The sequence below is a fragment of the Novosphingobium album (ex Hu et al. 2023) genome, from assembly GCF_022832385.1.
Taxonomy (GTDB): domain Bacteria; phylum Pseudomonadota; class Alphaproteobacteria; order Sphingomonadales; family Sphingomonadaceae; genus Novosphingobium; species Novosphingobium album.
On sequence record NZ_JALHLE010000011.1, the window covers coordinates 40,394 to 64,887 of the forward strand.

A 24,494-nucleotide genomic window follows, 5' to 3' on the forward strand; every position below is an offset into this window, starting at 1 on the left:
CGCCTGCCCCTGTTCCGAAAGGCCGCCAATCAGCCCTTGGTGAACCCGAGGGCGAGTTGGGCGAGTTCGGGGAAAGCCTTTGCGCGTTCCTTGGCCTGGGCATTGGCGGCGGTGCCGCGGATGACGCGGCCCTTGATGCCGTGGAAGATCGCGGCGAGGCGGAAGAAGTTGAAGGCCATGTAATAGCGGTAGTCGGGCAGCCCCTCGCGGCCCGTACGGCGGCAATAGGCGGCGACGTAGTCGTCCTCGCCGGGAATGCCGAGCGCAGCGATATCGGCACCGCCGAGGCCCGCCACGATGTGCGGGGGCATGTGGTACATCATCGCGTGGTAGGCAAAGTCCGCCAGCGGATGACCCAGCGTCGAGAGTTCCCAGTCGAGCACGGCAAGGATGCGCGGCTCGGTGGGGTGGAAGATCATGTTGTCGATGCGGAAGTCGCCGTGGATCACGCTGGAAGCGCCATCGTCCTCGGGCATGTTCGCCTCGAGCCAGTCGATCACCGCGTCCATCGCCTCGTCGCGGCCCGCGGCCTCGTCTTCGCGGTACTGGCGTGACCAGCGGGTGACCTGCCGCGCGAAGTAGTTACCCGGCTTGCCGTAATCGCCGAGGCCGATCGTCTCGGGATCGTAGGAATGCAGCAGCGCGATCGTCTGGTTCATCGCGTCGAAGATCGCCGCGCGCTCCTCGTTCGAGACGCCCGGCACGGTCGCATCCCAGAAGATGCGGCCCTCGACCATTTCCATCACGTAGAACCAGGTGCCGATCACGCTCTCGTCGGTGCACAGGCCGTAGACCCTGGCGACGGGAAAAACCTGCGCATGGAGCGCGGTGAGGACCCTGGCCTCGCGCTCCACTGCGTGCGCGCCCTTGAGCGTCGCGCCCGGCGGCTTGCGGCGCAGCACATAGGCGCGCGTCGGCGTCACCAGCTTGTAGGTCGGGTTCGACTGCCCGCCCTTGAACTGCTCGACCGTGAGCGGCCCGGCGTAGCCTTCCACGTGTTCCTTCAGCCAGCCTTCCATCGCCGCCGTGTCGAAGGCATAGCCCTCGCGCACGGCGCTCGTTCCGGTGTTGGCCTCGGCGATCGCGTCGCTCATGCCGGGACCGCGTCCTTTGCCGCTTCTGCCTCCTGCGCCTTGCGCCAGTTGCGGCGCAGGCGCTTGGCGAGGCTCCACTTGTGGACTTCGGTCGGGCCGTCATAGATGCGGAAGGCGCGGACCTCGCGGAACACCTGCTCGACGATGGTGCGGTCGGTCACACCGGTGCCGCCCATCACCTGCACGCAGTTGTCGGCGATCTTCATCAGCGCCTCGGATACCGAGACCTTGGCCATCGAGCTTTCGACCGTGCCCAGCGAGCCGGTGTCGAGAACGGAGGCGCACCAGTCGATCATCAGTTCGCACTGCTCGATCAGGATCTCGTTCTCGGCAAGCATGAAGCCCACGCCCTCGTGCTCGATCAGCTGCTTGCCGAAGGCATGGCGGCGGCAGGCATAGTCGACCGCGATTTCCTGCGCGCGGATGCAGGCACCCAGCCAGCGCATGCAGTGCGACAGGCGCGCGGGGCTGAGGCGCACCTGCGCGTACTTGAAGCCCTCGCCCGGCTGGCCCAGCATCTGGTCGGCGGGAATGCGCATCTCGTTGATGGTCAGCGTGGCGTGGCCACCCGGCATCGAACTGTCGATGGTATTGGGAATCTCGTCGATCACGATGGCCGGATCGGGCAGGTCCACCAGGAACATGCACGCGCCGCCCTTGGTGTCCTCTTCGGCCGAGGCCGCCATGAGGATGCCGACCCTGGCCCCTTGCGCGCCGGTGATGAAGGTCTTGCGGCCGCTGACGATCCAGTGGTTGCCGTCCTTGCGGCAGGTCGTCTTCATCATCGAGGGATCGGACCCCGCCCCGCCCCATTCGGCAGGCTCGGTCATGAAGAAGGCCGAACGCGCCGAGCCGTCGACCAGCTTGTTGAGGAAGCGCTCCTTCAGCTCGAGCGAGCCGACATGACCGATCAGGTACATGTTGCCTTCGTCGGGCGCGAAGGTGTTGCAGGCGAGCGGCCCCAAGGGCGAGAGGCCCGACTTGATCAGGATATAGGCCGTCTCGCGCTGCGTCACATGCGATCCATCGTCACGGATATGCGGCGTCAACACGCCGGCCGCGCGCGCCTTGTCGCGCATCTCCATGACGAGTTCATCGGTCGGCGCGCCGTGGTGATCGCGGCGCGGGTCCTTCTCGTAGGGCACCACCACTTCGCGCACAAAGGCCTCGACCCTGGCCCCCATATCACGGGCGTAGTCGGAAATCGCAGAGGGGTTGGTCTGAAGTACGGTCATTACTGGAGCACTCTCACAGGATCGGAGCCATCCCAGTCACGAGCGGCATCCTTCATCATCTGGAACAGGCCCTCGGAACCTGCCATCGGCTGGAGATATTCGATCACGTAACCCGGACCCTGGCCCGGATCGACGTAGATCACTTCCCCGTCTTCCCCAACTTTACCTTCAACAATTACTTCCGCGCCCGCTTCGGCACAGGCCGCTCGAACGACCTTTATGTCATCGACGAACACGCAGATATGGTGCAGACGATCCCGCACCGCGTATTCACCGTAATATAGCGACGGCTCCGTGCTGTCTGTCTTAATCAGCTCGATCTGGATGTCCCCCCAGTAACCAATCGCCATTGTGAACACGGCATCGGTAGGCGCACCCTTGTACTTCATCTCGCCCAGTTTCACGTCATTGAAGACGTAGAACGGGCCAACGCCGACCGTTTCGATCCAGTATTTCATGGCCGCATCGAAATCGGTCGGGAAGAAGGCAAGCTGGATGACCGGCCCGAGCGCCTTGAGCGGACCGGGAACGGCCTTTGCCATAACGGGTGCGACAGTGCCGGTCATGCGAACAATCCTTCCGGCTTCTCGATCAAGTCCTTGAGCGTCTGCAGGAACTGCGCGCCCGCGGCTCCGTCGATCGCGCGATGGTCGACCGAAAGCGTGAACGAGATGCGGGTCTCGAACGTAATCCCCCCGGTGGCAGTCTCGACCGGCTGGCGCTGTGCCGCGCCGACGGCGAGGATCGCCCCCTGCGGCGGATTGATGATGGCGTCGAAGTTCTCGATGCCGAACATGCCGAGATTGGAGACCGAGAAGGTGCCGCCTTCCATATCCTCCATCGACAAGCCCTTGCCCTGCGCCTTATCGATCAGGCGGCGGGCTTCCGCAGCCAGCTGATCGATCCGCATGAGGTTTGCCTGACGCACAACCGGAGTAACCAGCCCCTTGGGGCTGGCAACCGCAATCGAAACGTCGGCATGCGGGAAACGATGGATTTCCTGGCCGTGGACCTGAACGTTGACGTCCGGGTGCCTGACCAGCGCCATGGCCGAAGCCTTGACGATCCAGTCGTTCACCGAAGCCTTGCAACCCAGCACGAGGTTCGCGGTTTTGCGCATTTCCAGCATGGCATCGGCACTGGCCGACATGCGCAGGTAGAAGTGCGGTAGCTCCTGCTTGGCCTGCGTGAGGCGCTGGGCGACGACCTTGCGGATGCGGTCGAAGGGCACGACTTCAGGGCGGTTTGCACCGGGCACGAACTCGGGCGTGCCGACGTTGCCTGAAGTGGGCTTCGGCATCAGCGCCAGCACGTCCGCCTTCGAAATGCGACCACGAGCACCGGTTCCGGTCACGCCGGAAAGCGAAATCCCGTTCAGCGCGGCGATGCGGCGTGCGAGCGGCGAAGCGAAGACCTTAAGATCATCCTCCTGCACCGCGACAGTGCCCTTCAGCGCAGGCGATCCCGCACCGCGCAGGGCCTTGACCACGTCCTGATGGGTAATACGCCCGCCCCGGCCCGATCCCTCGATGCCGGAGATGTCCACGCCTTCCTCTTCCGCAAGGCGCAGGGCCTCGGGGCTGATCGGGCGGTTGGTCTCGATCTTGATGCGCGTCTTTTCTGCGGCTGGGGCAGCAGCGGCAGGTGCCGGCGCAGGCTCTGCCTTGGCTTTCGATGTGCCTTGCGCAAGGCCGCCTTCGGCAGGCTGGAAGCCAGCAACAAACGCCTCGATGTCGGCGTCCGAATTGCTACCGTCATCGAAGACCGCCAGCAACGCGCCGACTGGCTCGGCATCGCTGCCGCCACCGACGACAATCTTGCGCACGGTGGCGTCGTACTCGGCTTCGACCTCGTTGGTGATCTTGGCGGTTTCGATCAGGCACAGCATGTCGCCGCGCTTGAACGAATCCCCTTCCTTGACCATCCATTCGGCAATTGTGCCCTCGGTCATCTCGATGCCCCACTTCGGCATCGTGAAGGCGCGGATACGGCTCATGTCCGACCCCTCCTCAACGGTATTCGAGTGTCTTGCGAACCGCAGCGGCAACCTTGACCGGGCTCGGCAGGTAGGCGCCTTCCAGTTCGCGCGCGAACGGCACCGGCGTATGCGGCGGCGTGACCATCTCGATCGGCGCCTTGAGGCTTGCGAAAGCCTTGTTGGCGACGAGAGCGGAGATGTCGGTCGCCAGCGAGCAGCGCGGCGGCGCTTCATCGACAATGACGAGACGGCCCGTCACCTCGACGGAATCGAGGATCGCTTCCTCGTCGAGCGGCGAAGTCGTGCGCAGGTCGATGACGTCGCAGCCGATGCCATCCTGTGCCAGATCGTCAGCAGCGGTCTCTGCGTAACCAACCATCATGCCCGAGGCGACGATGGTGACGTCCTCGCCAGCACGGGCAAGGCGCGCGTGGCCGAAGGGCACGCAGAAGTCCGGATCCTCGTTCACCTCGCCGGTCATGCCGTAGAGGAACTTGTGCTCGAGAAAGACCACCGGGTCATCGTCACGGATGGCCTGACGCAGGAGGCCGCAGGCGTCCTCGGGCGTCGCGGGCATGACCACCTTGATGCCCGGCATGTTGGTGACGAACTGGCTGATCATCTGACTGTGCTGAGCCGCCGCGTTGTAGCCCGCACCACAAGGCATGCGGATCACCGCAGGGCAGATCGACTTGCCGCCGAACATGTAGCGGAACTTGGCGATCTGGTTCCAGAGCTGGTCCATGCAGACGCCGATGAAGTCGGCGAACATGATTTCGGCCACCGGACGCTTGCCGGCGAGGGCAAGTCCACCGGCCGCGCCCATGATCGCGCTTTCGGAGATCGGCGTGTCGATCACGCGCTCGGGTCCAAATGCCTCGTAGAAGCCGGTCGAGGTTGACCAGATGCCACCGATGGCCTCGGGACCGCCAGCCGTGCCCATGCCGCCTACGACATCCTCGCCCAGGACAACGACACGCTCGTCGCGCTGCATTTCCTGGAAGATCGTGTTGCGAATGGCGTCGCGGTAATTCATTTTTGCCATGTCTTCGCTCCCGCCGTTCAGTAGCTGATGTAGACGTTGTCGAGGACGTTCTCGGGCTGCGGACGCGGCGCCTTGCGCGATTCCGCAACCGCCGTCTCGATGGCGTTCAGGGCGTCGGCGTCGATCGCATCGAGATCGGCGTCCTCAAGCAGCTTCGCTCCGGTCACGCTGGCGCGGAATATCTTGATGCAATCGCGCTCAGCCCGCAGGCGATCGAGTTCGCCCTTGCCGCGGTAGCGCTGCGGATCGCCTTCAAAGTGGCCGAAGAAACGCTCGGTGTCGAATTCGACCGCAGCCGGGCCATTGCCGGGTACGCGCACGTAATCGAGCACTTCGCGCATGCAGTCGTAGACCGAGAAGAAGTCCACGCCGTTCGCGCGCCACACCTTCATCCCGAAGGCTTCAGCGCGGCTGGCGATGTCGTTGTTGGTGCCCACCGCATAATCGACGCCGGTGTGTTCGGAATAGTGGTTGTTCTCGAACACGAAGATCGCCGGGGCCTTGGTCACGACCGCCAGGTTCATCGCCTCGAACGTGGTGCCCTGGTTGCAGGCGCCGTCGCCCGAGAAGGCGATCGAGACGGCCAGCTTGCCATCTTCGTCCGGCCCGTCGATCTTGTTCGAGATCGCTGCACCGACCGCGATCGGCGCACCGGCTCCGACGATGCCGTTGGCACCCAGCATGCCCTTGTCGATGTCGGCAATATGCATGGAACCCGCCTTGCCATTGCAAAGGCCGTCCTGGCTGCCCCAGATTTCCTTCATCATGCCCGTCACGTCGCAGCCCTTGGCAAGGCAGTGGCCATGGCCGCGGTGGGTGGAGACGATCTTGTCGCGCGGGGTCAGGTGCTCGCAGACGCCCACGGCAACGGCTTCCTGACCGCAATAGAGGTGCGTGAAGCCCGCGATCTCGCCGGTCTGGATCTCCTCGTGGAGACGTTCCTCGAATTCGCGGATCAGCTTCATCTGCCGGTAAGCGCGGGTCAACGCCTCGCGGTTCAGCTGCATGGGAGCGTCCTCTCTTGGTTAGTGTTTACGTCTGTATGCGGCATGGTTCGTCAGAGGCCCAGCACTGACTTGGCGATGATCGTGCTCTGCACTTCGTTTGTGCCGCCAAAGATCGTCCAGGCCCGGCTGTTGAGATAGCGCGCGGCAGCGACCTGCGCGGCCTTGGAATGGATATCCTCGGGCGCGTTGTCGCCGTAGAGCGGCCGGGTCATGTCGAGTTGCAGGCCGGCGATCCCGAAGGTGTCGACCGCCAGCAGATCGATCTCCTGACGCAGGTTGGAGGCGAGCAACTTGGTCAGCGAGGTCTGCGGACCGGGCTTGGAGCCCTTGGCGATGTCGGCGATGATCTTGAGTTCGATCATGTCCAGCGCATTGACGCCCAGCCGCGCCTTCGCGACGCGCCGGCGCCAGTCGGTCTGATCGGCGAGTTTGCCCCCCTTGCCGTCGCTCTCTTGCTGTGCGGCCGCCTCGATCTGATCGAGGTCGTAGCAAAGCTTGGGCGCATGGCAGGAACCGCCGCGCTCGTTCTCAAGCAGGAACTTGGCGATCGTCCAACCCTGCCCTTCCTCGCCAACGAGGTTTTCGGCCGGAACGACGACGTCTTCCAGAAACACCTGATTGACCTCGTGATCGCCCGCGTTGGTCAGGATCGGGCGCACCGAAACACCGGGCGTGTCAAGATCGATCAGCAGGAACGAGATACCCGCCTGCTTCTTCACCTCGGTGTTGGTGCGCACCAGCGTGAACATGCGGTTCGCGTGGTGGGCATGGGTGGTCCAGATCTTGGAACCATTAACGACATAGGTATCGCCATTGCGGACCGCGCGGGTCTTGAGGCTGGCCAGATCTGAACCGGCGCCCGGCTCCGAGAAGCCCTGGCACCAGTAATCGTCGCCCGAAAGGATACGCGGCAGGTAGTAGGCCTTCTGCCCGGGATTGCCGAAGGTCCAGAGCACCGGCGCCAGCAGCTTGAGACCGAGCACGGTAAGATTGGGCGCACCGGCGGCAGCGCATTCCTTTTCGAACAGGTAGCGGCGCAGCGGCGTCCAGCCGGTGCCGCCATGCTCGGCAGGCCACTGGTACCCCAGCCAGCCTTTTGCGTGCAGCACGGCATTCCATGCCTGGCCGATTTCCGGCTCGACGAAGACCGAAGGCGTGGACGCCGCTCCTGCCTTCACATCCTGCGGCAAATTGTCGCGCAGAAAGGCGCGGACGTCATCGCGGAACGCGGCATCTTCGGGCGAGAGATCGATATCCATTGTTCTTATCGTTCCAGAATCGTCACCGCCGAGACGCCCGGAGCACCATAGACATGGCTGTATGCCGTCTTCGGGTTGCCGGGAACCTGACGGTCACCTCCATCACCGCGCAGTTGCACGACGTTTTCGTAGACCTGACGCAGGCCCGAGGCACCAATCGGTTCGCCGCAGGCGAGACATCCGCCATCAGTGTTGACCGGAAGGGCGCCGCCAATTTCGGTACGCCCCTCGGCCAGCCATTGCTCCTGATCGCCGTTCGCGCAAAAGCCGTTCTCGGCCATGTGCATGATCTCGGCACCGGCCTCGGTGTCCTGAAGCTGGGCGACGTCGATGTCTCCCGGCTCCATCCCTGCGAGGCGGAAGGCATCGCGCGAGGCGATCTGCGATGCCGTGCCGCGCGGGCCGCTGTCGTCCTCGACCACGTCGATGGAAGGAGCAAAGACCTCGAAGCTGTGCGGCGGGCGCGTGCGCATCGTCGCGGCCTTGAGCCGGATCAACGGCTTGCCCAGCTCGCGCGCCTTCTTCTCGCTGGCAAGGATCAGCGCAACGCCGCCCTCGCCCGGCGAGCAGAACATATATTTCGAATAGGGATCGCTGATCATCGGCGCCTCGAGGATTTCCTCGATGGACACCGGCTGGCGGCGCCAGGCATGCGGCGTCTTCGCGCCGTTGCGGAAGGCCTTTTCAGCCACACGCCCCAGCGTTTCGCGCGAAATGCCGAACAGCGACATATAGCGCATGATCTTGGCCGCGAAGAACTGCGTCGTGACCATGTAGCCGGCATCGCCGTACCAGTCAGGCAGGTTATATTCGGCAGGCTTAGCGTCAAAAGCGCCGCGCGGGTGCTTGTCGAAGCCGACCGCAAGACCGATGTCGAACTCGCCCGACTTGATCGCCATCTGCGCACTGAACAGCGCCGAACCACCGGCCGCACAGCCATTGCGCACGTTGATGAACTGGACCCCGGTCAGGCCAAGCCGGTCGACCATGGTATCGGGATTGCCCGCCGCGTCAGAGCTTCCGTAGGCAAACTGGATCTGCGGCCAGTCGATTCCGGCGTCGCCCAGCGCCTGGCGGACCGCAAAGACTCCCTGTTCCACACCCGACATGCCGTCGGTGCGCCCGAAGGGATGAATGCCGACGCCGACAATGCAGACATCGCTCATGCTGCGTCTCCTGCTGGTGCGTACGCCGGAATGAGAACGCTGTCAGGCGCATCGGGATCCAGCGGAACCGGCTTGAACCGAAGCGGCATGCCGATCTTGACGTCCTCGAACGCCACATCGACCAACCGCGCCTCGACAATCACCTGGCCCGGCAGCTCGACATAGGCGACGATCCACGGTGCAAAGGCTTCTGGCCCGGCATAAGGCGGTGTCTTGGGACGGAACCGCTGCACGGTATAGGACCATAAGACGCCATCGCTCGAAAGCGGCATCGCTTCGTAATTACTGCTGTCCGGACAGGGAAAGACCACGCGCCCGGTCGCCCGGTCACAGCCGCCGACCAGCCTTGGCGGCGTCTCGTCGGTAAAAAGGCCGTCTGCAATAGCGCGCATCTCACTCCCAATCCTGTTCCGGTATTCGAGTCCGGGCATGGGAGTCGTTTAAGCCCTCTCCCCGCAGCATTTTGACTCACTAAAACGCTAGGGTGTTCATTCAGCTAGGTCGTGCAAGGCATTGTGCAGGGAGAACACGATGCCTGAAACCTGGGACTACATCATCGTAGGCGCCGGATCGGCCGGCTGCGTCATGGCCGAGCGGCTGAGCGCCGACGGGCGCTCGCACGTGCTGGTGCTCGAAGCGGGCGGCGAGAACGACAGTTTCTGGGTCACCTTGCCCAAAGGCGTCGCCAAGCTGGTGCAGAAACCGGAGCACATGTGGGCCTATCCGGTCGCCCAGCCGCGTGAAGAAGGCACGCAAGGCGGCGGCGAGGTCTGGATACGCGGCAAGGGCCTGGGCGGTTCGTCCTCGATCAACGGCATGATCTGGAGCCGCGGCGAACCGGCGGACTATGATGCGTGGGAGCGCGATGCCGGCGCCACCGGCTGGAACGGCGCCAGCATGACCGAAGCTTTCCTCCAGCTTGAGGATCATGCCGCCGGTACCGGCCCGATGCGTGGCAGTGGCGGGCTCGTCCATGTCGATCCGGCCTGTTTCACTTACCCGCTCGCGGACAAGATGATCGCATCAGGCGAGGCGCTTGGCATGAAGCGCGTCGATGATCTCAACGGCACGGCCGGTCCGCGCGTCGGCCTCTACAGCCACAATATCCGGGGCGGCAAACGCGAGTCTTCCGCACGGACCTATCTGGCAAAAGCGCGCAGCCGTCCCAACGTGAAAGTCATGACCGGGGTCATGGCAGAACGTATCGTGTTCGACGGCACCCGCGCCACCGGCATCGACACGATCGTGAACGGCCAGCCGCACAGGTTCGATTGCGCAGGCGAGATCATCGTGTCCGCCGGTGCCATGGAAAGCCCCCTGCTGCTCCAGCGCTCCGGTATCGGCGATAGCGACCGGCTTCGCGCAGCCGGAATCGCTCCTCTGATCCATTCGCCAGACACAGGCGAACGGATGATAGAGCACTTGTCACTGTCGATGCCCTTCCGGCTCAATCATGGCAAAGGTACGAACAAGAGCTTCTTCGGCATTGGTGCCGCGCTTGCCATGCTGCGCTATCTGGTCCGGCATGACGGGATCATGGCGACCGGCCCCTTCGAAGTGGGCGCGTTCTGCAATGTCGCTCATCCCGACGGGTGCACAGACGCGCAGTTCTACCTCGGCGGCTACACCTTCAAGGTAGGCGACGACAACGATCCGGTCCCGCTCGACAAGATCGACCCCAGACCCGGCGTCACCATCTATGGTCAGCTCCTGCGCCTGACGAGCGAAAGCTCGGTGCGGGCCAGTGGCCCCACAGGCAGCGATCTGCCGGACATCCACCACAATTTCCTTTCGACCGAACACGATCAGCGTTCAGCGGTGGCGCTCATCCGGAAGATGCGCGATTTCATCTCCGCGCCGCCTTTGGGCACCATGGTGGGCGAATGTGTCGTTCCGGCGATGATGGTGGAAAGCGACGAGGACATCCTCGCCATGTTCCGCCGCCTTTCGAGCTGCGGCCTCCATGCCATCCGCTCTTGCCGGATGGGCAACGACGACAGGGCCGTGGTCGATCCCCAGCTTCGCGTGCGCGGCGTTCAGGGCGTGCGCGTGGCGGATTGCTCGGTCATTCCGGGCCAGGTCACCGGCAATACCAATGCGCCCGCGATGGCCGTGGGCCTGCGCGGCGCCGCAATGGTGCTGGAAGACCGCCCCTGAGGGCAGGCTCAAAGTGAGATGTAGCCCAGTTGGGCCGCCTTGAAGACGGTCTGGCTGCGGTTCACCGCGTTCAGCTTGGTTGCGGCATTGTGGATATGGAAGCGCACCGTCGCACGGCTGCGCGACATGATCATGCTGATTTCCAGGTCGGTCTTCCCGATCGCAGCCCAGCGCAGGCATTCCACTTCGCGCTTGGACAGGCGCGATTCCGGCGGCAGGGCCTGTACGGATCCCATGACCTGCACGTAGGTCGCGATGAAGGTGCGAGCATAGAGCCCCAGCGCGTCGGAGAGCCGCAGGAAATCCTCGGAAAGGTCAGTCTTGTCCCGGTCCAGCGGATTGAAGCTGACGGCGCCGATCTGGCCGAAAGGCAAGTGCACCGGCACGCCAATCGCGGCACGGGTCATCGCGCGCTGTTCGAAATTGGTGATGTCGATCGACTGGAGATAGGCGTTGGGCTCGCGCGTGCGGAAGCCTTCCGCATTGGCCCAGAACGGCTCCCCTTCGAAACGGCACGCCGTCGTCAGGGGGGAGTCCAGGGCGATGCGCGAATTGCGCCACCAGACACGCTCGTCGTCCCCCCACTCGAATACCTCGGTGGCAAGGATATTGCCCTCGGCATCAACGGGCGTGCGCTTGTCGGCAATATCGTGCGCAGGGGCGGCACGCATGCCTACCGACAACGCAATCCGGTGCAGCGCCTCTGCAGCGGATCGAATACCCTCCGGAGATGCGACCCGGACTGCATCGATGTTCTCTTGTGATAGCAATTGCATAAGTTCCTCTCCCCCCTTTCCTTAGCCTGACCCGATAGGTGGCACAATTGTTGGATTGGCCGAAACCTTGGAACATTGCCTATTCTTTTGCCCAGCGGAGTGTCTGCGCCCAGAATGATAAAGCCGCCCGACAGACGGGAGTGGATTGTGAATTTCGACCTCAACGAAGACGAGGAAATGCTCAAGGCCCTAACCGAGCGCTTCGTCACTGACCACTATGATCATGAAAGCCGGCGCACGTTTCTGGGTGAAGCAAACGGCTTTTCGTCCGCCAATTGGGAACTGCTGGGCGAACTCGGACTGATCGCGGCGCCTTTCCCCGAGGAATTCGGCGGACTGGGTCTGGACGCAACAGGCATTGCGACCGTTTTCGAGGCACTTGGACGCGGGCTTGTAGTGGAACCGCTAGCCGAAACCGTCGTGCTGGCCGGTCGCCTTTTCGCGCTGACGGCTCCGGAATCGCTTCGCGACGAATGGATCGAACCGCTCATAACCGGCGAGAAGCGGCTGGCACTCGCCCATGCCGAACCTGAATCCCGCGGCCGCCTGCCGTGGGTACAAACATCGGCACAGGTTGAAGGCGACACCTTCATCCTCTCCGGCACCAAGCCTTACTGCATCGCCAGCGGCGGCGTGGACGGCTTCATCGTCACTGCCCGCAAGTCCGGAAATCCGGGCGACAGGGATGGCATAGGACTGTTTCTGGTCCCCGCTGATGCCGCGGGCCTGTCTGCGCGCACATGGCAACTTGCGGACGGCAGCCTGGCGACTGCGCTCACGCTGGACTCCGTCTCCATCCCCGCCGGAAACCAGCTCGAAGGCGGGCTGGACGCGCTGGACGGCGTCGAAGTGCTCACCGCGCTGGCGCGCAGCGCCGAAGCGCTGGGCATCATGGAACGGCTGTTCGCCGAAACGCTCGACTATTTGCGCACACGCGATCAGTTTGGCGCCGCGCTTGGCTCGTTCCAGGCGATCCAGCATCGCATGGTCGCACAGTACGCCTCGATTGAACAAAGCCGCGCCCTGCTCAACCTGGCACTGGTCAACTGGGGTTCGGACGGCTTCGAACAGGCCGTCTACGGCGCACGTGCCTACATCGCCGATGTTTCGCTGACGCTCGGCCACGAGATGATCCAGTTCCACGGCGGCATGGGCGTGACCGACGAACTTGCCGTGGGCGGCGGGCACAAGCGCCTTCTGGTGCTCTCGCGTTGGCCCGAGGGCCCGCAGGCCGCACTCGATCGCTACGCGGGTCTGCTCAACTAAAGTTCCCTCCAACCTCAAAAAAGGGGCGATCGGATCGACCGGCCGCCCCTTCTTCGTGTCCTCATGGGGAGAGGGAAATATCAGGCCGTCTCGCGGTGCTTGATCCATGAAATGCCCCGACGCAGCAGGTCGTAGAAAACCGGCAGATCCCAGGCGCAACGGTCGACCGTCGGCCACCAGTCCAGCATCGGCTGCAGGTCGTAGTGCCCGCGGCAATGCCCCAGCGTGTTGTAGAGCACCGCGCCCTTGCCGTGACGCTTGATGTACATGACCGGGTGCGTCCCGATCGCATCGGCCGCCTCGACGAAACCGGTGCCCTCTTCGGTACATTCGGTTTCCAGCAGCACGTGCAGGTCGCCGTGGCATTCCATGTGATAGAGTTCGTCGGTCGTCTCGAACGGTTCGATGCCCTGCGTCAGTTCGTGATCGGGATCGGCGACCGTAACCGTATAAGGCGCGATCGGCGGATGCGTGAGGAACTGCGTGCCCAGCAGGTCCATCATCAGCGGCGCCCATCGCGGAGCATCCCACAGGCCGTTCTCGAGCAGGCGCAGAACCGAATTGGTGCCATGCAACGCATACCAGCGCCCACCTGCCTTCAACCAATCCCGCAACACCTCCTGCGCTGCCAGCGAAGGCGTGACGTCACAGGTGTACGTGATGAGGATATCGGCCTCGCGGATCGCATCGAGCGTCTCGTAGTTCTCGAACACCCGGGTGCGCACGCGCGAGTCCTCGGCCAGCAATTTCAGCAGTTCCAGCCGCGCGAAATCCATATCATGCCAGACGCCGCCGCAGATCAGCACGCAGTTGATTCGCGGCGGGTGCTCCGGCTCCTGCTTCGGCGGCGGGATTTCCCCGCCGTATGCACCTTCTCCGCTCACGCCTGACCATCCTTCCAGCCGCCGAGTTCACCGGCGATGTACTTCGTCATCGTGTCCTGGAACTGGCGGATACGGATTTCCTGATAATTGCCGAGCTGGACCTCACCGTTCTTGGAAGCGTGAAGGCCTTGCTGCACGAACGGAAGGTTGTCCATGTCCTGCTCGAACACGTCGCCCAAGCCACCGAGTTCGGCCGCCTCGGTCCACTTCTGGTCGAGCCGCAGGAACTTGCGCGGCGCGGCATGCGGGATGGGTTCGCCCTTCTTGACGCGCGCGAGGATGCGCACTTCCATGATGCAGGTGTCGGGCGTGGCGCCCGGCTTCCAGCTGTAGACGATATTGGGCATGAACCCGCCCCACGGCGCGAAGGCCGGGAACACGTTGTAAACCAAAGCGTCCAGCACTTCGGCATCGGTCGCATCCGAATGATCGTAGCCGGTCTGCGCGGTGTAGACTTCGCGCATCCGGTTGCCGAGCGCCTCGCGGGCCTTCTGCCCCTCGGGCACCTCGATCTTCATCGGATCGGCATCGGGATCATAGTTGTCCGAGCTGCGGCCATTGTACTTGATGAATTCGTCGACGATCCACTGTTCGCCCTGCCCTTCCTGGATGTGCGGGCTCATCACGCCGAACGGCACGAGGTTGACGTTCACGTTGTCGCCCCAGGTCCAGTAGGCAGCATTGGAATCGCCGGTGAAAGGCAGCAACTGCGGGTGCGTGACGATCGTGTGCCAGGCCTCCATGAAGGCCTCCATGCACACCTTCCAGTTGGACGGAACTTCCTTGGCGACGTGCATCACGGTTGCGCACTCATCGTGCCGCCAGCGCTTGAAGTGCTCCGGCAGCGGCGCGAGGTATTCCTCGAGGCTCGGGCCGCCGCTTTCCTCGCGGATGAAGACGTAGCCCTGCCAGCGGCCGACCTCGGCCTGCGGCAGGTCCATCTTGTCCTTCTTCAGGTGCGGGAAGTCCCACTCGCACGGCATCTTGTTGAAACTGGCGTCCTTGTTCCACGAGAAGGCGTGGAACGGACACGTGAAGGTATCGGCGTGGCCGTCCTCTGTCCGCAGCTTTCGACCGCGGTGGAGGCAGACATTGTGAAAGGCGCGGATCGAACCGTCGTCCTGCCGGCTCAGGATGAAGCTGCGCCCGGCGTTCTCGAAAACGACGAAATCGCCGGGCTCAGGCAGTTCCTCTTCGCGCGCGGCGAACTGCCACACGTAAGGCCACATGCGCTCACGTTCGAGCTTCGCAAATTCCTCGCTGGTGTAACGTTCGGCGGGGATCGGGTCGGAGCCGCGGTAAGTGTAGCTCTCGTCACGCAGGAACTGCGGCGGCGGAACCGAGTCACTTGCCATCAGTTCAGCCCAGCTGATTCCCTCGCTGCGGTCCTCGCCCAGCTGCGACGTGATTTCGGGGTCCCGGTCGGCCATTGCTCTGCATTCTCCCAAGAATGGAATTTCCGTCTTTGGGTCATGTCTGCCCCCTGACAAGCGCAGAGTCACCTTGCCGAAATCATAGGTTGCTCCAGCCCGCCGATGGGCCATGTAGAAGGCCAATAGGTCATTTGGGAGATTGCCGTGACGGGACGGCTTGAAGGCAAGGTAGCACTGGTTACCGGAGGAACCTCCGGCATCGGCGCGGGCACCGTGGAACGTCTGAGCGCGGAAGGTGCCAAAGTCATCTTCACCGGCTCGAACGAGGCTGCAGCCGAGAAGGTCTGCGCCGCGACAGGTGCCGAATTCGTCAAGCACAACGTGACCGATGCTGCCGCATGGGACGGGCTTATGGCCCATATCCTCGAAAAGTACGGCAGGCTCGACGTGGCTTTCGCCAATGCCGGCACCGAGAACGGCGACGGTTCGATCGAGAGCATCTCGATCGAGGGCTGGAACAACATCATGGGCGTGAACCTGACCGGCGTCATGCTGACCGTGCAGAACGCGATGAAGGCCATGGCGAAGAACCCGGAAGGCGCCGAGGGCTCGATCGTCGTCAATTCCTCGATGAACGCGCACCGCGCGATGGGCAACTTCGTCGCCTATTCGGTGTCGAAGTCGGCTGTGATCGCGCTGGTCAAGGCCTCGGCGGTCCATGCCGGCAACCAGAAGTACAAGATTCGCGTCAACGCCGTGCTGCCCGGCGTGGTCGAAACGGCCATGATCGTGAACCTGATCGAGAAGTCGGGCGATCCCGCCGCCACCCGCGCCGCTTACGAAGGCCTCTCGCCGATGGGCCGCATGGCTGCTGTCGATGAAGTGGCCGGGATGGTCGCCTGGCTGGCCTCCGACGAATCGAAGTTCTGCTCAGGCAGCGAATTCACCATGGACGGTGCCACCACCGCCGGAATGAACGGAGTTTGAGACGATGGAAGATCTCGGTTCCCAGCGCCTCAAAGGCCGCGTCGCGCTCGTCAGCGGGGGCTTGCGCGGTATCGGTCTCGCCTGTGTCGAACGCTTCCTCGCCGAAGGCGCGGAAGTCGTCCTGACTGACCTCGATGCACCGGACAGCCCGCTCGTCAGCGAGACCCTCGCCCGACTGGGACAGGCCGCCAGCTTCGTGCGCGCCAATGTCACCAGCGAGCAGGACTGGGCCGCCGTGCTCAAGGCCGTCGAGGAAAGGCATGGCAAGCTCCACATCCTCGTCAACAATGCTGGCATCGACCTCACCGGCCCTGTGGCCGAGACCTCGATGGAGGGATGGCGCCGGATCATGAGCATCAACGTCGATGGCGTATTCCTCGGCGTGCGCACCTTCGTGCCGTTGATGGAAAAGAGCGGCGCCGACGTGAAAGGCGGCGCCTCGATCATCAACGTCAGCTCGATCATGGGCCTTGTCGGCATGAGCGAGGTTTCCGGCTACAACGCCAGCAAGGGCGCAGTGCGGCTCTTCACCAAGTCGATCGCTCTGGAATTCGCCGAAAAGCGTATGCCGATCCGCGCCAATTCGCTTCATCCCGGCTTCGTCGTCACACCGTTGCTGAAAGAAGGCTTTCAGCGCTGGATCGATAGCGGGGTTGCCGACGATCCGCAGGTTCTGGTGGACATGGTGGCGGGCAAGACGCCGATGGGCCGCCTCGCCGACCCGTCCGAGCTGGCCAGCGCGGTGTTCTTCCTGGCCAGCAGCGACAGTTCTTACATGACCGGCGCGGAGCTGGTCATCGATGGCGGCTGGACTGCACAATAATTCCCAAGCGGGAGAGGAATATATAATGACCATTGCCCTTCCCGGCGTCATCGCCGTCGTCACCGGAGCCGCAGGCGGCATCGGTCAGGAAATCGTCAAGGCCATGAAGGCCGCCGGTGCGACCGTGATCGCCACCGACCTCAGGGACAGCGCCGAGATCGAAGGCGCTGACCATTACCTGAAGCATGACGTCACCAGCGAGGCCGACTGGCGCGCGGTCGAAGCGCTGGTGCGCGAGAAATACGGTCGCCTTGACGCGCTGGTGAATAACGCCGGTTTCTCGATCGTCACCAAGTTCGAGGACACCCCGCTTTCCGAATTCCACAAGGTCAACGCCATCAACGTGGATTCCGCGATCATCGGCTCGCAAATTATGCTGGACCTGCTCAAGCAGGGCGGCAAGGCGCGCAAGACGGGCGCCTCGATCATCAACTTCTCGAGCGTGGGCGGCATCAACGGCGCCGCATTCAATGCGGCCTATTGCGTCAGCAAGGCGGCGATCCGGATGCTGAGCAAATGCCTCGGCGCCGAATTCGCCGCGCTGGGCTACAACATACGCGTCAACTCGGTGCATCCGGGCGGGATCGAAACGCCAATGCTCAAGTCGATCATGGAGCGGTATGTCGAACTCGGCGCCGCCCCCTCTGTCGAAGCATCCATAGCGGGCATGAACATTGCTCATCCCATCGGACGTCTTGGCAAGCCGGAAGAGATGGCCGGCGGCGTTGTGTTCCTCGCCAGCGAGGCCTCCAGCTTCATGACCTGCGACGAACTGGTGATGGACGGCGGCTTCACGCAGGTCTGACTCACACCTCAAACCGATCCACCGGAGCATTCATGTCCCGTTTCGCCGACAAAGTCGTCATCATCACTGGCGCGGCCTCCGGCCTCGGCCTTGCCACTGCCGAAAGGCTCGCCGATGAAGGCGCCAGCCTCGTCCTGGTCGACCGCGACGAAGGGGCGCTGAATGCCATGGCGGACGGGCTGGCGGGCAAGGTTCCGCTAATCACCGTTCGTGCCGACGTGGCCAGCCTTGCTGACGTGAAGGCCTATGTGAAAGCCGCCGTCGACCGCTTCGGCCGCATCGACGGTTTCTTCAACAATGCGGGGATCGAGGGGAAGCAGAACCTCACCGAGAACTTCGGCGAGGAAGAGTTCCACCGCGTCGTCTCGATCAACCTCGACGGCGTCTTTTTCGGCATGGCCGAAGTGCTCAAGGTCATGCACGAACAGGGCAGCGGCGCGATCGTCAACACGGCTTCCGTGGGCGGTATTCGCGGTGTGGGCAACCAGTCAGGCTATGCCGCGAGCAAGCACGGCGTCGTCGGCCTCACCCGCAACAGCGCGATCGAATACGGACAGCACGGAATTCAGATCAACGCCATCGCCCCCGGTGCGATCATGACCGCCATGGTCGAGGGATCGCTGCGCCAGATCGGCGGAGACAACTGGGAGGACGTCGGCAAGGAGTTCGTCTCGGTCAACCCGATGAAGCGTTTCGGCCGCCCCGAGGAAGTCGCCGCCCTCACCGCCTTCCTGCTTTCGGGCGAAGCGCAGTTCATCAACGGTGCAGTCATCACCATCGATGGCGGGCAGTCCTACAAATACTGAACGAAATGGAGGGCCGGTGATGTCCCACAAGCTTCCCGGCGTCATCGGCGTCCACCACATCGGCGTTTCCGTCCCTGATCTCGGCAAGGCGCGCGAATTCTATCTGGACATCCTCGGCGCGGTGGAGGAAGTGGCGCCACTCGAATGGGCGGACAACCCCTTCATCGACAGCGTGGTGGGTCTGAAGGGCAGCGCCGCGCGGCAGTTCTTCTGCCGGCTGGGCAACGTGCAGATCGAAGTGTTCGAGTATTCGACCCCGAAGCAGGCGCCCCTCGACCCACAGCGCGGCGTCAACGAATACGGCTACACCCATATCGCGCTACAGGTGGAAGACATCACAGCCGTCCACGAGCGCATCATCGCGGCGGGGTTGCCGGTGCATACCCCGCCCGCGCTGGATGCGATCACCACGGACGTGGACGGCGTAAAGCACGGCTACACTGGCACTTATTGCCGCGATTTCTTCGGCAATGTCTTCGAGATCCTCGAGATCCATCAGCAGGACGAAATCCGGCCGATCTAAGCCAGCTAGGGTCAGGACCCATTATTCACGCCATCGAGGCGCCCGGATGGCGTGAATAATGGGTCCTGACCCTAGTCGTCGCCCCAACGAAGGCTGGGGCCGCTGGCCATAGCTCTGTTCGGCCTGCGATCCCGGCCTTCGCCGGGATGACGATGATTTACAGCGACGATCCCCCGTCCAGAACGAACTCCGCACCCGTCGCGAATGCGCTCTCGTCACTGGCGAGATAGAGACACAGCGCTGCCACTTCCTCCGGTCTGCCGATCCGGCCCACCGGGTGCAGTGCCAGCCATTCCGCATAGAGCGCGTCCGGATCTGCTGCCTGCGCAAGCACCTTGTCGAGGATCGGGGTGTGAATCACGCCCGGATGCACCGAGTTGCAGCGGATACCGTACCCGGCCTTGGCGTAGTGCAGCGCGACCGACTTGGTCATGTGCGTCACCCCTGCCTTGGCCGCGTTGTATGCGACGAGGTAATGCTCGGCGCGGATACTCGCCATCGAGGCGATATTGATCACCGATCCCCCCTCCCCGGCCGCGTTCTTCAGCAGAGGGATGCCATGCTTGCAGCCCAGGAACGGCCCTAGCAGGTCCACGTCCAGCTCATGCCGGAATCCGTCGAGCGCGAGATCCTCGACCGACCCGACGGTGGTGATACCCGCACAGTTGACGAGCACGTCCAGCCTGCCGTGCCGCTCATCGGCCGCCTGAAAGGCTGCGACCCACTGGTCCTCCTGCGTGACGTCCAGCGCGACGAACGTGGCGCTTCCGCCCAGCTCCGCCGCCAGCGCCTCACCGGCTGCCCGGTCAATATCCGCCAGCACCACGGCGGCACCTTCGGCGGCATAGCGGCGCACGATCGCCTCGCCCAGCCCGGAGGCCGCGCCGGTCACCAGTGCAACTTTGCCTTCGATTCTTCCGGTCATCCGATCCTCTCCTCGCGCACTGTGACGCCTTGAAATTTCCCGTGGCGATTGGACGCCGCCTCGTCCCGCCTTTCACCTGTGCAAAGTGCCAGAGGCGGCCCGGCGATGCTCTTCCTAGCGTTGCGCCAAGACATCCAACCGAGAGAGGATACCCTTCATGCGCATCATCGTGGCCGGTTGGCTGACTTACGCCGGTGACGCCGAAACCTGCAGCCGGATCATCACCGGCGGCGCAGACCACATCGCCGCCAGTCGCGCCGAACATGGCTGTGTTGCCTACAACTGGGCAGTCGATCCGCTGGAACCGGGCAAGATCCACGTCTACGAGGAATGGGAAAGCGAGGAAGCCCTCCTGCACCACTTCCGCGACCCGTCCTACCTCGCCATGCGCACCCATCTCGATCAGTGGGAACTCACCGGGTTCGGGGTTCTGATCTATTCGGTGAACGGCGTTGAAGCCGTCTATGGTGAGGACGGCTGGCCGCGCCGCGAGATTTTCGGAGTGACGCTCACCGACTGAGCGCCACTCCGGCACGCCGGTCAGGCCTCGATCGGGATCAGGAAGTCCATCGTGTAGCGGGTGGCCTTCCAGCCCGCCTCGGTGCGGATCACGTCGAAGTAGTAGCGGCCATTGACGGTAATCCCGCCGCCCGCCATGTACTTGCCCATGCCGATCACATAGGCGCGGATCGAGGCCTTGCTGCCGACCGTGCCGCCTTCATAGGACGTGATCGCGAAGTTGGTGAGGTAGTGGCCATGCGCGGACATGTTGGCGAAGGTGTCCTCGAAGAACTTGCGGATCTCGCCATGGCCATTGAGGCTCGGGAAGTTGATGCCCGAGAGGTCGAACACTGCATCCTCCGTGAAGACATCGCAAATGCCGTCGATGTCATGCAGGCTGTCGACCGCATGGGCATAGGCAATCAGAAGGTCCTGAATGGCAAGGCGGTCCTCTACGGGGCAGGCGACGGTCATGTCGGGAAATCCTCTCTCATGCGTATAGGTAGGTGGGCCGACCGAGGGGGATTCGGTCGGCCCGAGGGAACCTCGTCAGGCCTCAACGGCGGCCTTCGAGGTAGTCGTTGATCACTTCGTGAAAGCGGCTGATGCGTTCCTCCTGGTCGGCCAGGTAGGCCTGCTGGAAGCCCATCGAGCGCAGCCCCTGCTGCTGCGTCACTGCCAGCGAGAGGTCCTGGGCGAGGAAGTCGCCCTGCTTGAGCAGGTCACCGGCGTTGGTGAACAGGTCGGTCTTGTGCTCGGCTTCCTCGAAAGGCTGCATGCCATAGATCGTGGCGACCTCGTTCATGCCCTCGACTTCAGGCACCATGTACCAGTAATCGAAAGTCGACCAGTTCGGGTCCTCGGCATCCGGTTCGGTGCGGAACATGTGCAGGCCTTCCGGCGTGCCGGTCAGCGTGAGGTTCGGAAAACCGGTATGGTGGAACTGGTCGGTCAGTTCATCGTCCGAGAGTTGGGCCATGTAGTGATAGCCACGCTGCGGGCCGAGTGTGCGGCGCGCCTGCTGCAGCGCGATGCGCGCTTCCTGCGCCTTGCCTTCGAACTCGGCGGGATCGAGGTCCCATTCCTTGAGCACGTCGGCCCAGAGCGGCATCACGTTGACCGACGTTTCGTAGCGGCTCGACGGCTGCAGCTTCTCGATCATGCGGTTGTGCCCGTTGGGATACATCTCGAAGATCGTCGTCGAGTAGTGATCGTCGATCATCGGCTGGAACTGCGGATGCACCGCCGGAATATGGTAGCTCTCGTTGAAGTTGTCGCTGGCGAACTTCCAGTTGGTGTTCACGCGCAGGGTCAGCCACACGACGCGCTTCCAGTTCTTCAGGTCGCGGTTGCCGAGCAGCGTCGGGATGGGATCGAGGTATTCCATCAGCGGCAGCGCGTTGGGATCGAAGCTGTAGAAGACGAACCCGCCCCAGGTCTCGCAGGGAAGTTCCTTCATGCGCAGCTTCTCGCACGGGTTGCCCCTGGAGAAGTCCTCGGGGTCCTGCACCTCGTCGAGCGCGCCGTCGATGTTCCACTTCCAGTTGTGGTACGGGCAGGTCAGGTGCTTCGCGACGCCGCCTTCCTCGACATTGACGAGGCGGTTGCCGCGGTGGAGGCAGACATTGAAGAAGGCGCGGACCGAGCCATCTTCCTGACGGATCATGATGACGGATTCGTGCTTGAAGTTGTGAACGATGAAGTCGCCCGTTTCCTCAAGCTGGCGTTCGCGGCCGCCCACGTGCCACACGCGCTTCCACATGTGCTCCCATTCGCGCTCGGCGAATTCCTTGGAGTAATAGCGGTCGCCGGTGATGGCATCGCCCCGCGCCTTCGGAAACTGCGCGTCGGGGTGGGTCGGGTAGGTGTCGGACTTGGTCGGGGTATCGAGGTAACGGGTTGCCATGATCTGCGTTCCTTGTGTCCCGGTCTTCTCCCCGGCGCGCCGGGTGGTTGGTTTGTTTTGTTTTTGCGTGCTTATACGACCACGGCAGGAAAGCCGGGGCGGATCGGATCGGTCACGCCGTCCCAGCCTTCGGCTGCGGCGGCGATGCGTTCGAAGAAGTCGGTCTGAGCCGGGTTCGCCTCGATCAGCTCGATCATGCAGCCGATCGCCTTGCTGGTATCGATGTAGCTGAAACGATAGCCGCCGAAGATCCCGTCGACCGCGGCGACAAAGCCCTGATCGATGTAACTGGCGTAAGCCGTATCGTAGTCGTCTGTATAGACGCCCAGGTGGTGGAAGCCCCCTTCCCCCTTCGCGATCGTGTCGCGATAGGCGGAAGGGCCATCGCTATGCTGCTGCACCAGTTCGATCTGCACACCGCCCGACTGGGCGATGGCGACCGAGAAATCGAGCCCTGAACTTTTCGTGCCGCGGTAGTCGAACTCTTCGAGCTTGACGTGCGGCACATGCAGGAACGGTCCGATGCCGGTCGTCTTCGTCCAGTTCGCGCAGGCTGTCTCGATGTCGTCGACCATGATCGCGACCTGCATGATGTGTTTTCCGGGAACGCCGGCAACGGGAACCATATCCTTTACTCCAATCCTCAGGCTTCAGTGCCGTTGACGTAGTCGTTGAGCAGTTCGTGGAAGCGCTGGATGCGCTTTTCCTGGCCGGGCAGGATGCAGCCCTTGAAGCCGCGTGAATTCAGGCCCTGCTGCTGGCTGGTGCCGATCGAGAGGTCCTGATCGGCCACGAAGCCCAAGCTGACGCCATCGCCATAGACGGAGTGGCGCGCCACCGCGTCGTGCTCCAGCGGCGCGTTGCCGATGGGCGTGACGACCTCGTCCATGCCCTCGACCGGCGGATAGAGGCACCAGTGCTGGAACACGCACTTTTCAGGATCGGTCGGGTGCGGCTCGGTGCGCAGGACCTGCAGCTGCTCGGGGCTCATGGTCAGTGTGAGATTGGGGAACAGCGTGCAGTGGAAATAGTCCACCAGTTGCTGGTCGCTCATGTTCTCGTAGCTGGTAAAGCCGCGCGACGGGCCAAGACGGCGCTTTGCCTCGATGATCGCCGCGCGCAGGTCGCCGGTGCGGCCATTGTATTCAGCCGGGTCGATTTCCCAGGCGCGGGCCACGTCGTCGAGCGGCGCGGGGACTTCGGTCGTGTGGTAATCGACGCGGGTGGTGGCCTGATGGCCCTTCATCCACATCGAGTTGTGGCCCGAAGGGTACATCTCGAACAGCGTGTCGGGCAGGCCGTCATTGATGAAGGTCGCCAGTTCCGGATGAATCGTCGGGAGGTGATAGCTCTCGTTGAAGTTGTCGCGGATGATCTTCCAGTTGAAGTCCGCATCCGCCGAGAGCTTGAGCACGCGCACCCAGTTATCGAGGCCGTAACCCTTCAGGCGTTCGGGGAACGGGGCGAGCCATTCCTCGAGCGCGGGCACGTCATCGTCCATGCACCAGAACACGAACGGGCCCCAGGTCTCGCAGCGCAGTTCGGACAAGTGCACCTTGCCGCAAGGGCTGCCACCCTCGAAATCGTCGGGGTCCTGTACCTTGGACAGCGTCCCGTCGAGGTCATATGTCCAGCCGTGATAGGCGCAGGTGATGCGCGGCACGGCGGCCTGTTCACCCAGGATCAGGCGATTACCGCGGTGGGGGCAGGAATTGTAGAAGGCCTTGATCGAGCCATCGTCCTGCTTGACCATGATCACCGATTCCTTGGCGAAGTTGTGGCGCACGATGTCGCCAGGTTCCTCGAATTCGGCGATCAACCCGCCAAGGTGCCAGACCTTGGGCCACAGGTTCTTCATCTCCGCGTCCATCCACTCTTTCGAGATGTAGCGGTCGGCGGTGATGGTATCGCCGCGCACCGGCATGTCGAATTTGGGCGAGTAGCGCGAGGGCTTGCTCTGGATGTTCATGGGGGCTTC

Annotated in this window: 25 protein-coding genes; 8 read left to right on the forward strand and 17 right to left on the reverse strand. The window is 63.2% G+C overall.

The window, feature by feature from the left end:
• Window positions 1-29: 29 nt before the first annotated feature.
• From MTR64_RS09110 to MTR64_RS09150, 9 genes are read right to left on the reverse strand one after another with little or no spacing between them, the layout of a single operon-like run.
• Window positions 30-1,094, reverse strand: coding sequence for a phosphotransferase (locus MTR64_RS09110; RefSeq protein WP_243993034.1), 1,065 nt, complete (start codon window positions 1,092-1,094; stop codon window positions 30-32).
• The gene (locus tag MTR64_RS09115) at window positions 1,091-2,329 is read right to left on the reverse strand and encodes an acyl-CoA dehydrogenase family protein (RefSeq protein WP_243993037.1); all 1,239 of its coding nucleotides are present in this window, start codon (window positions 2,327-2,329) and stop codon (window positions 1,091-1,093) included. Before MTR64_RS09115 ends, MTR64_RS09110 begins: the two co-directional genes overlap by 4 nt.
• Window positions 2,329-2,895: a VOC family protein gene (locus MTR64_RS09120; RefSeq protein WP_243993039.1), complete on the reverse strand. Its 567-nt coding sequence runs from the start codon at window positions 2,893-2,895 to the stop codon at window positions 2,329-2,331. Before MTR64_RS09120 ends, MTR64_RS09115 begins: the two co-directional genes overlap by 1 nt.
• Window positions 2,892-4,325 carry a 2-oxo acid dehydrogenase subunit E2 gene (locus tag MTR64_RS09125; protein ID WP_243993041.1) on the reverse strand — a complete coding sequence of 478 codons (1,434 nt, stop codon included), beginning with the start codon at window positions 4,323-4,325 and terminating at the stop codon, window positions 2,892-2,894. The genes MTR64_RS09120 and MTR64_RS09125 overlap by 4 nt, the downstream gene beginning before the upstream one ends.
• A gap of 13 nt (window positions 4,326-4,338) precedes the next feature.
• Window positions 4,339-5,352: an alpha-ketoacid dehydrogenase subunit beta gene (locus MTR64_RS09130; protein ID WP_243993043.1), complete on the reverse strand. Its 1,014-nt coding sequence runs from the start codon at window positions 5,350-5,352 to the stop codon at window positions 4,339-4,341.
• A gap of 17 nt (window positions 5,353-5,369) precedes the next feature.
• Entirely contained in the window at window positions 5,370-6,359 is a 990-nt protein-coding gene (locus MTR64_RS09135) for a thiamine pyrophosphate-dependent dehydrogenase E1 component subunit alpha (RefSeq protein WP_243993045.1), read from the reverse strand.
• A 50-nt stretch (window positions 6,360-6,409) separates the two neighbouring features.
• Complete coding sequence (locus tag MTR64_RS09140; RefSeq protein ID WP_243993047.1) at window positions 6,410-7,618, reverse strand: acyl-CoA dehydrogenase family protein; 1,209 nt, start codon at window positions 7,616-7,618, stop codon at window positions 6,410-6,412.
• Window positions 7,619-7,623: 5 nt separating this feature from the next.
• Window positions 7,624-8,784, reverse strand: a complete 1,161-nt coding sequence (locus MTR64_RS09145; protein ID WP_243993049.1) for a thiolase family protein — start codon at window positions 8,782-8,784, stop codon at window positions 7,624-7,626.
• Window positions 8,781-9,176: a Zn-ribbon domain-containing OB-fold protein gene (locus tag MTR64_RS09150; protein WP_243993051.1), complete on the reverse strand. Its 396-nt coding sequence runs from the start codon at window positions 9,174-9,176 to the stop codon at window positions 8,781-8,783. Before MTR64_RS09150 ends, MTR64_RS09145 begins: the two co-directional genes overlap by 4 nt.
• 139 nt (window positions 9,177-9,315) lie before the next feature.
• Here MTR64_RS09150 and MTR64_RS09155 point away from each other — a divergent pair, with 139 nt between their 5' ends.
• Window positions 9,316-10,941: a GMC family oxidoreductase gene (locus tag MTR64_RS09155; protein WP_243993052.1), complete on the forward strand. Its 1,626-nt coding sequence runs from the start codon at window positions 9,316-9,318 to the stop codon at window positions 10,939-10,941.
• A gap of 8 nt (window positions 10,942-10,949) precedes the next feature.
• On the opposite strand, the gene MTR64_RS09160 is transcribed toward MTR64_RS09155, so the two are convergent.
• Window positions 10,950-11,717, reverse strand: a complete 768-nt coding sequence (locus MTR64_RS09160; RefSeq protein ID WP_243993053.1) for a helix-turn-helix transcriptional regulator — start codon at window positions 11,715-11,717, stop codon at window positions 10,950-10,952.
• A gap of 147 nt (window positions 11,718-11,864) precedes the next feature.
• Here MTR64_RS09160 and MTR64_RS09165 point away from each other — a divergent pair, with 147 nt between their 5' ends.
• The gene (locus MTR64_RS09165; protein ID WP_243993054.1) at window positions 11,865-12,983 is read left to right on the forward strand and encodes an acyl-CoA dehydrogenase family protein; all 1,119 of its coding nucleotides are present in this window, start codon (window positions 11,865-11,867) and stop codon (window positions 12,981-12,983) included.
• Between the two features lie 80 nt (window positions 12,984-13,063).
• Here the strand turns inward: MTR64_RS09165 and MTR64_RS09170 are convergent, their stop codons facing one another.
• Together MTR64_RS09170 and MTR64_RS09175 are read right to left on the reverse strand one after the other, a co-directional pair.
• Window positions 13,064-13,759, reverse strand: a complete 696-nt coding sequence (locus tag MTR64_RS09170) for a ThuA domain-containing protein (RefSeq protein ID WP_243993294.1) — start codon at window positions 13,757-13,759, stop codon at window positions 13,064-13,066.
• 104 nt (window positions 13,760-13,863) lie between these two features.
• The gene (locus MTR64_RS09175; protein ID WP_243993055.1) at window positions 13,864-15,297 is read right to left on the reverse strand and encodes an aromatic ring-hydroxylating oxygenase subunit alpha; all 1,434 of its coding nucleotides are present in this window, start codon (window positions 15,295-15,297) and stop codon (window positions 13,864-13,866) included.
• A 147-nt stretch (window positions 15,298-15,444) separates the two neighbouring features.
• Here MTR64_RS09175 and MTR64_RS09180 point away from each other — a divergent pair, with 147 nt between their 5' ends.
• Genes MTR64_RS09180 through MTR64_RS09200 form a run of 5 tightly spaced genes read left to right on the forward strand, consistent with a single transcriptional unit; the run spans window position 15,445 to window position 19,184 of the window.
• Window positions 15,445-16,227 (forward strand): SDR family NAD(P)-dependent oxidoreductase, encoded by a 783-nt coding sequence (locus tag MTR64_RS09180; protein WP_243993056.1) that lies wholly within the window; start codon window positions 15,445-15,447, stop codon window positions 16,225-16,227.
• A gap of 4 nt (window positions 16,228-16,231) precedes the next feature.
• Complete coding sequence (locus tag MTR64_RS09185; protein WP_243993057.1) at window positions 16,232-17,050, forward strand: SDR family NAD(P)-dependent oxidoreductase; 819 nt, start codon at window positions 16,232-16,234, stop codon at window positions 17,048-17,050.
• A 25-nt stretch (window positions 17,051-17,075) separates the two neighbouring features.
• Complete coding sequence (locus MTR64_RS09190; protein ID WP_243993059.1) at window positions 17,076-17,855, forward strand: SDR family oxidoreductase; 780 nt, start codon at window positions 17,076-17,078, stop codon at window positions 17,853-17,855.
• A 32-nt stretch (window positions 17,856-17,887) separates the two neighbouring features.
• On the forward strand, window positions 17,888-18,661 hold the full coding sequence (locus MTR64_RS09195; RefSeq protein ID WP_243993061.1) for a glucose 1-dehydrogenase: 774 nt from the start codon (window positions 17,888-17,890) through the stop codon (window positions 18,659-18,661).
• A gap of 19 nt (window positions 18,662-18,680) precedes the next feature.
• Window positions 18,681-19,184, forward strand: a complete 504-nt coding sequence (locus MTR64_RS09200; protein ID WP_243993063.1) for a VOC family protein — start codon at window positions 18,681-18,683, stop codon at window positions 19,182-19,184.
• A 157-nt stretch (window positions 19,185-19,341) separates the two neighbouring features.
• Here the strand turns inward: MTR64_RS09200 and MTR64_RS09205 are convergent, their stop codons facing one another.
• The gene (locus MTR64_RS09205) at window positions 19,342-20,109 is read right to left on the reverse strand and encodes a glucose 1-dehydrogenase (protein ID WP_243993065.1); all 768 of its coding nucleotides are present in this window, start codon (window positions 20,107-20,109) and stop codon (window positions 19,342-19,344) included.
• A gap of 157 nt (window positions 20,110-20,266) precedes the next feature.
• Between MTR64_RS09205 and MTR64_RS09210 the strand changes: the two genes are divergently transcribed.
• A complete protein-coding gene (locus MTR64_RS09210) occupies window positions 20,267-20,629 on the forward strand; it encodes a putative quinol monooxygenase (RefSeq protein ID WP_243993067.1) in 363 nt (120 codons plus the stop codon).
• A 20-nt stretch (window positions 20,630-20,649) separates the two neighbouring features.
• Here the strand turns inward: MTR64_RS09210 and MTR64_RS09215 are convergent, their stop codons facing one another.
• The 4 genes from MTR64_RS09215 to MTR64_RS09230 form a co-directional block, all read right to left on the reverse strand.
• Complete coding sequence (locus tag MTR64_RS09215; protein ID WP_243993069.1) at window positions 20,650-21,084, reverse strand: nuclear transport factor 2 family protein; 435 nt, start codon at window positions 21,082-21,084, stop codon at window positions 20,650-20,652.
• Window positions 21,085-21,166: 82 nt separating this feature from the next.
• Window positions 21,167-22,516, reverse strand: a complete 1,350-nt coding sequence (locus MTR64_RS09220; RefSeq protein WP_243993071.1) for an aromatic ring-hydroxylating oxygenase subunit alpha — start codon at window positions 22,514-22,516, stop codon at window positions 21,167-21,169.
• A gap of 71 nt (window positions 22,517-22,587) precedes the next feature.
• Window positions 22,588-23,106 (reverse strand): VOC family protein, encoded by a 519-nt coding sequence (locus MTR64_RS09225; protein WP_243993073.1) that lies wholly within the window; start codon window positions 23,104-23,106, stop codon window positions 22,588-22,590.
• A gap of 53 nt (window positions 23,107-23,159) precedes the next feature.
• Complete coding sequence (locus tag MTR64_RS09230; protein ID WP_243993075.1) at window positions 23,160-24,485, reverse strand: aromatic ring-hydroxylating oxygenase subunit alpha; 1,326 nt, start codon at window positions 24,483-24,485, stop codon at window positions 23,160-23,162.
• Window positions 24,486-24,494: the final 9 nt, after the last annotated feature.